Below are 6,415 nucleotides of genomic sequence, written 5' to 3' on the forward strand. Positions count from 1 at the left end.
ACACCACGTTGCTTGAGGCTCTCGAGGTGATCGTGCATTTCCTTGAGGCGGTCGGGGGAGTGACCTTTCCACTCCATGACCTCGCCGATGACGCGCAATGGATGTCGAGAACGGTAGGACTTCGTCGGGTTGCCGGGGAATCTCTTGTTCGTCAGGTTTGGATCATCTTCGATGGACCCTGTGGGTTCCACGATGTAGATCCGGCCGCGCCCTTGGCCGACAGCCAACTCGGCTCCCCAGGTGGCCGCGTCCAGTGTGGCAGACAGGTAAACGAACGTCGCCTGTTTCCTCTTGCCGTAGTTGGAGGCATAGCCCGCCTCGATCAGGTCACCCACCTTGAGGTCGGCTTTGGTGCCGTGGTAGTACGTCTGCAAATCAGTCATCGCATCGCTCCGGTTTCCTGACATTTCGAGGTCGGCGATGCTGCATGACGACAGGGGCTTGCCGCAAGCCCCGGGGTGTCGTATAAATTGATCCTGGGGAGGCGCTTTGCGCCTCCCTTTTTTGTTTTCGGCCGCCGCCATGAAGCGCGGTTCTGGCCGATCTAACGTCCGATATGAGCGGCCGGTGCGCACGCACCAAACGTCACCGCTTGGCGTCGACTTCAGATTTCAGCGGCAGCGAGCTTCGCTTCTGATTTCTTGACGAGCAAGGCAATGGCCGGCGGAAAGACGAGCCAGAAGCCCGAGGCAGGCATGAGGGTGATGCCAACAACTGCCATCGCCAACAAGCCCCAGCCGATCGACCTGGGAAGGCAGTTGGGCGAGGACGCTTCGAGCTCTGCCACTGCCAAACCGCAGACGAACAGCATCGCGCCAAAGAGGACAAACCAGACCACTGCCGCTGTCATTGGATCGGCGCCGACCGTATTGAACACACCGCGCTTGACGATAGAAGCCAACACCTCACCAAAGACGGCTACAGCAAAAGCGGTGTGTATTGCAGCGATCCCCATGAGCCAACGGCCTACCCATCTCTTCATGTGATTCCTCCGGTGCGTGAATGATGAAACATAGCGTTTGACATGGGTGGCATCTCGTCGTGAGGTGTCACCTTTACTGAGAGGCTAGGGTTCCGGCGTGACATAGGGCAGCGAGCGGATGCGGAACAATCCCTGCCGCTTCTCGAAGAGGTGCATGGTCAGCTCGACAAGCGTGCCCATTTGCGCCGACTGGGACAACCCTGAAACATGAAAGCCTGCCCGCAGCTTGGCGATGATGACCGGATTGTTCAGCACCGAGTGCTGGGAACGAATGGCCACCGCACCGTTGGCGTTGGCGTAGTCACGAATGGCCGACAGGAGCGACGAATAGACGCCCTGGCGCCGATGAGAGGGCACCACGCCGCTATTGGCCATGTAGAAGACGTTCCCTCGTTCCATCCAGCCGCACGACCAACCGACCAACACTTCTTCAGCGTAGGCGCCAAGCCGATACATGGGGGAGTGGGGGTGACCGCCCGAGGCGCTGGCAGACGCCTCGGCGACAAGCGTTGACGCGAGCTCCTCTGATGGCTGTTGAACATCGGCGAAGACGGCGCGGCTCAGGCGCGAAAAATCGGGCTCGGGGAACTTGTCGACCTGGCGAATGGCTATCGAACTCATGACGCTTGACGTGGTTTGGAGTGGCTCACTGTAGTACAAATTCCGTATCCTTGACTTGTAATGAAATTTAATGGATAGTTTGTATCCATTAAACGGCATCGAGGGTGCTCCCCATGAAAACCAGCAAGGCTCAGCAGGACGCCACCCGCGCGCGCATCGTGCGCAGCGCCGTCGACCTGATCGTGCGCAACGGCTACGACGCGGTCACGATGAAGGACATCGCGAAGGCGGCGGCGATCGGCGACGCGACGATCTACAAGTACTTCGCGACCAAGGAGCGGCTGATCCTCGGCTACTTCGATCAGGTGGCCGAGCAGGCGGTGCGCGTCGCGCACGACGCACCGGACTTCGCCTCGTACGACCTGCAGTCGAAGCTGCAGCGGCTGACCGATGCCTTGCTCGAGATCCTGGCGCCTGACCGGGCGTTCGTGGGCGTGGCTGGCAGCATGCTGGCGAAGTCGCCGCTGCTGCTGCTGGGTGACCAGCTCCAGGCCAAACTGATGCTGAAGGAGACCGTGGCAACGTTCCTCGACGTCGCAGTGGAGCAGGGGGAACTGCCGCCCAGCGACTTCGCCCGCCCGATGGCAGGCCTGTACGCCGACTTTTGCTACGGCGTCATGGCCTTCTGGATGCGCGACGAGACGCCGCATGCCGCCGAGACCACGCGTTTCGTCGACCAGGTGCTGGGCGTGGCCGTCACGATGCTCAAGGCGGGCCTGCCGGATCGTCTGGTGCATCTGGCCGGCTTCGTGCTGCGCAGCCAGATCGCGCGCATCATGGAGGTCGCCGTGCACGCCAGGCCACGGCAGGGCAAGGACACGACGGCGGCACCTGCTTCGAAGAAGCGTGCACCATCGAGGAGCCAAACGGGCGACGCGGCAGTCAGCAAGCGCAAGCCGGCTGGCGCGCGCGGCGAGGCAACCAAACGCAAGTCATGACCGTACCGACCGGAAAAGCGCCGCGAACCGGCCGCCTCGCGCGATCGGTGCTCGTTGGCACCACGGCTGCGCGCGTCGGTGCCAAGGCCGTGCGGCACAAGTTGCGCGCATCGCCGTCGAAAGAGGTCGACGATGAGCACGAGGCCGACATCGGGCGAATGATCTTCGCGGCCGTCACGCAATTGCGAGGCACGGCGCTGAAGGCGGCGCAAATGCTGAGCATGGACGCCGGCGTGCTGCCCGAGGGCATTCGCGCGCAACTGGCGCGCGCCTCGCACCAGGCGATGCCGCTGAACCGTGCACTCGTGTCGCGTGCCTTTCGGCAAGCCTTCGGCCGGGAGCCGCAAGCGCTGTACGCCCATTTCGACACCGAAGCCTTTGCCGCGGCGAGCCTGGGCCAGGTGCATCGCGCCCGCCTGGACGACGGCACCGAGGTGGCGGTCAAGGTCCAGTACCCCGGCATCGCCGAGACGATCGACAGCGACCTGCGCTTGCTGCGAACAAGCCTGCGCACGATCGGCCGTGAGCGGCTCGGCTTGCCGCAAGACGAGCTCATCGACAAGATGCTGGCCGAAGTGCGCAGTCAGCTGGCAGAGGAGGTCGACTACCTGCACGAGGCCAAGCAGCAGACGTGGTTCAGTGAGCACGCCGGGCACCCCGGCATCGTCATGCCGCAAGTCGTGTCGGCGCTGACGTGCAGGACGGTGCTCACGCAGCAGTCTCTGCAAGGTCTGCACCTCGATGCGAGTCTGCGGCAAGGCCCTTCACAGGCGACGCGGGACCGGCAGGCGCAGGCGATCTTCGACTGGTTCGTGGACTGCGCCTTCGAGCGGCGGCACATTCATGCCGACATGCACCTGGGCAATCTGCTCTTCCTGGATGACGAGCGGGTCGGGGTGCTCGACTTTGGATGCACACGCAAGCTCTCCGGTTCGTTCGTCAAGGGCCTGGCGCGGTCGTGGTTGACCTGGCTCAGGCACGRCGCCGGCGGTTCGTCTGCGTTGCTGGCCAATTACCGCGAACTTGGCGTCACCGATCTCGGGCTGGGGCTGAAGGACTTCGAGCAGCGCATCGTGCCGAAGATTGCACCGGTACTCGAATGGGCGACGCAGGCGTTCTCGACCGAGCGCTTCGAGTTCGCCGACAAGACACCGTTCCCCGCGGCCAAGTTCGACCGGCGAGCCGTGCATTCAGCGTCGTTCATTRCCCACCTGCCACCCGAACTGCTTTCCTTCGACCGGGCGTGGTTCGGGTTGATGCACCTGCTGACGCGATTGCAGGGCCGGGTGGACACGCGGGCGTCGATGGCGAAGCTGGTCGCCGCCGCCGAAAACTGACTCGGGAGATTTCCATGATGGCCCAGGTCTTGATCGTCATGGCCGCCTACGTTTTTCTGGTCATGGGCGTGGCGCATGGAGCGCTCACGCTGGGTGACCTGAAACGCCCCAAGGCCTTCACTCCCCGTGACGCGTCGCTGCGTCAAAGCATGCAGCAGTCGAGCATTGCGCTTCACCCGGCCATCAATCTTTGGAAGGCGTGGCTGGGTTTCAGCATGACCCACAGCCTGGGCCTGGCTCTGTTCGGCGGCGGGTTCCTGTATGTCGGCATCTTCGAGCCCAATGCCTTCGCCACGTCATGGCCGCTCCAGATCGTGGCAGTGTTGGTGTCGGCCATCTACCTGGTCGTGTCCATCAAGTTCTTCTTCGCCAAACCCGTGATGGGTTCGGCCATCGGCCTGATCGGCTTTCTGATCGCGACGGCGCTGGCCTATGCCTAGCTCATCTCGGCGTGCGGCAGCGCCGAGGGAGGCAGGCCAAAGACTTTGTCGAAGCCGAGGTTGAAGACGTAGGTGTAGACGAGGAAGAACAGGATCAGGCCGAAGTCGTAAACCAGAGCTTCCCACCACGAGATGCCGAGCACCGCCGCGAACAGCGGCACGGTCATCAGCACCAGGCCCAGCTCGAAGCCGAAGGCATGCGCGGCGCGGCGCCAGAAGGTGCGGCCCTTGCGGAGCTGCCGTGCTTCCCAGCGCTCGTAGAAGGTGGTGTAGACCAGGTTCCAGGCCAGCGCGATGGCCGAAGAGCCAATACCGGCCAAGGTCGCGTTGGCTGCGGCACTGCCTGAGAACCAGGCCAAGCCCACGCTGGTGATGATGATCGCCAGCGCTTCGTACAGCGTGGCATAGAGAACTCTGCGGCGGACGGCTTGCATGGGTGTGGCCCCTTTGGATGAGGCCGGGCCGTCCCGGACGTTTGTTCCCGCAGCGCATGCCGCCACAGCGGCAAGTGGGGGGAGGTCGTTCCTCCTGTATGGGCCGAATTTTAGGGGCTGACGCCCGGTCCTTGCTGGCGTGGGGGCACCCCGGACCGGGCGTCTTTCGCGGATCAGCCTGTGTTGGCGCCGCCACCCGCCGAAACCGGCTCAGCCGTGGTCTCCGGCGTCGTCACCGGCCCGCGGCCGCTGAAGCGGTCGAGCGCGAGGTAGATCACGGGTGTGATGTAGAGCGTGATGGCCTGCGAGAAGACCAGCCCGCCGACGACCGCCAGGCCCAGCGGCTGGCGCAACTCGGCGCCCGCGCCGATGCCCAGTGCGATCGGCAATGCGCCCATCAGCGCCGCCAGCGTCGTCATCATGATCGGGCGAAAGCGCAACACGCAGGCCTCGCGGATCGCCTCAGCCGCCGTCATGCCATGGCTGCGCTGCGCATCGAGCGCGAAGTCGATCATCATGATCGCGTTCTTCTTGACGATGCCGATCAGCAGCACGATGCCGATGGTCGCGATCAGCGTCAGGTCCTGGCCGAACAGCATCAGCGTGCCCAGCGCGCCGACGGCCGCCGAGGGCAGGCCGGCCAGGATCGTCAGCGGGTGGATGAAGCTCTCGTACAGCACGCCCAGCAGCACGTAGATCACCAGCAGCGCCGCGATGATCAGCACCGCCTGGTTACCCTGCGAGCTCTTGAACACCGCCGCATCGCCGCCGTAGGTGGCCACGATGGTGGCCGGCATGTGGATCGCGTTGCGCGCCGCGTCGACCTTGGCGGTGGCGTCGCCGAGCGCCACGCCGGGCGCCAGGTTGAACGACACCGTCACCGCCTGCAGTTGGCCCACGTGGTTGACCGAGGTCGGGCCGACGGTGCGCTCGATCGTTGCGAAGCTGGACAAGGGCACCAGCGCGCCGGTCGTCGAGCGCACGTAGATGCCGTTCATCGCCCGCTCGTCCTGCTTGGCCTCTGGCGCCACTTCCATGATGACCTGGTAGCTGTCGGTGGGCAGGTAGATGGTCGACACCTGGCGCTCGCCAAAGGCGTTGTACAGCGCGGTGCGCACTGCGTCGATCGACACGCCCAGCGTGTTGGCGCGGTCACGGTCGATCTTCAGTTCGGCCTGCAGCCCCCGCAGCTGCGCGTCGCTGTTCACGTCGCGGAAGTCCGGGTCGGCGCGCAGCTGTTCTTGCAGGCGCGCAGCCCAGCTGCTCAGCTCGTCGGCCCGCACGCTTTGCAGGATGTACTGGTAGCGCGCCTTGCTCTGCCGGCCGCCCAGGCGCAGGTTCTGGATCGGCGTCATGAAGACGTTGATGCCGGCCACCTCGCGCAGGTCGCGGCGCAGGCTCTCGATCACCTGCTTCATCGGTTGGCGTTCGTTCAACGGCTTCAGGTTGAGGAACATGCGGCCCGAGTTCTGCGCGCCGCCGCCGCCGTTGAACGAGCTGACGGTGGTGACGTTCGGGTTCGCACGCACGATCGCTGCGGCGCGCTCTTGCAGCCTCACCATTTCGGGGAACGAGGTGTCCTCGGCCGCTTCGGTGGTGACCTGGATCTGGCCGATGTCTTCTTCCKGGAAGAAGCCCTTGGGAATGATGATGAACAACCAGG

Annotated in this window: 8 protein-coding genes; 3 read left to right on the forward strand and 5 right to left on the reverse strand. The window is 64.2% G+C overall.

Translation table 11 applies throughout. From position 1 onward, the window contains the following. The 3 genes from arr to AC1DYI_RS23790 all read right to left on the reverse strand — a co-directional run. Window positions 1-383 (reverse strand): NAD(+)--rifampin ADP-ribosyltransferase (arr, locus tag AC1DYI_RS23780; protein ID WP_477206607.1); only part of this gene is annotated, 383 nt, incomplete at its 3' end. Between the two features lie 221 nt (window positions 384-604). Then, complete coding sequence (locus tag AC1DYI_RS23785; protein WP_477206608.1) at window positions 605-982, reverse strand: DUF6463 family protein; 378 nt, start codon at window positions 980-982, stop codon at window positions 605-607. Window positions 983-1,066: 84 nt separating this feature from the next. Continuing rightward, window positions 1,067-1,603 carry a GNAT family N-acetyltransferase gene (locus AC1DYI_RS23790; protein WP_477206609.1) on the reverse strand — a complete coding sequence of 179 codons (537 nt, stop codon included), beginning with the start codon at window positions 1,601-1,603 and terminating at the stop codon, window positions 1,067-1,069. A gap of 113 nt (window positions 1,604-1,716) precedes the next feature. On the opposite strand from AC1DYI_RS23790, the gene AC1DYI_RS23795 reads away from it, so the two are divergent. From AC1DYI_RS23795 to AC1DYI_RS23805, 3 genes are read left to right on the forward strand one after another with little or no spacing between them, the layout of a single operon-like run. Then, window positions 1,717-2,541: a TetR/AcrR family transcriptional regulator gene (locus AC1DYI_RS23795; protein WP_477206610.1), complete on the forward strand. Its 825-nt coding sequence runs from the start codon at window positions 1,717-1,719 to the stop codon at window positions 2,539-2,541. Between the two features lie 47 nt (window positions 2,542-2,588). After that, a complete protein-coding gene (locus tag AC1DYI_RS23800; RefSeq protein ID WP_477206611.1) occupies window positions 2,589-3,878 on the forward strand; it encodes an ABC1 kinase family protein in 1,290 nt (429 codons plus the stop codon). A gap of 14 nt (window positions 3,879-3,892) precedes the next feature. Then, window positions 3,893-4,318 carry an LIC_13387 family protein gene (locus tag AC1DYI_RS23805; RefSeq protein WP_477206612.1) on the forward strand — a complete coding sequence of 142 codons (426 nt, stop codon included), beginning with the start codon at window positions 3,893-3,895 and terminating at the stop codon, window positions 4,316-4,318. On the opposite strand, the gene AC1DYI_RS23810 is transcribed toward AC1DYI_RS23805, so the two are convergent. Together AC1DYI_RS23810 and AC1DYI_RS23815 are read right to left on the reverse strand one after the other, a co-directional pair. After that, entirely contained in the window at window positions 4,315-4,752 is a 438-nt protein-coding gene (locus tag AC1DYI_RS23810; protein WP_477206613.1) for a PACE efflux transporter, read from the reverse strand. The genes AC1DYI_RS23805 and AC1DYI_RS23810 overlap by 4 nt on opposite strands. A gap of 173 nt (window positions 4,753-4,925) precedes the next feature. After that, on the reverse strand, window positions 4,926-6,415 hold a 1,490-nt coding region (locus tag AC1DYI_RS23815; protein ID WP_477206614.1), incomplete at its 5' end, for an efflux RND transporter permease subunit.

It is taken from the genome of Ideonella sp. P3_A4, from assembly GCF_056403075.1.

Bases quoted from the DNA above. Each gene is read 5' to 3' on its own strand.
- AC1DYI_RS23795 (WP_477206610.1), top strand. From the start codon at position 1,717: ATGAAAACCAGCAAGGCTCAGCAGGACGCCACCCGCGCGCGCATCGTG.
- AC1DYI_RS23810 (WP_477206613.1), bottom strand. From the start codon at position 4,752: ATGCAAGCCGTCCGCCGCAGAGTTCTCTATGCCACGCTGTACGAAGCG.
- AC1DYI_RS23790 (WP_477206609.1), bottom strand. From the start codon at position 1,603: ATGAGTTCGATAGCCATTCGCCAGGTCGACAAGTTCCCCGAGCCCGAT.
- AC1DYI_RS23785 (WP_477206608.1), bottom strand. From the start codon at position 982: ATGAAGAGATGGGTAGGCCGTTGGCTCATGGGGATCGCTGCAATACAC.
- AC1DYI_RS23805 (WP_477206612.1), top strand. From the start codon at position 3,893: ATGATGGCCCAGGTCTTGATCGTCATGGCCGCCTACGTTTTTCTGGTC.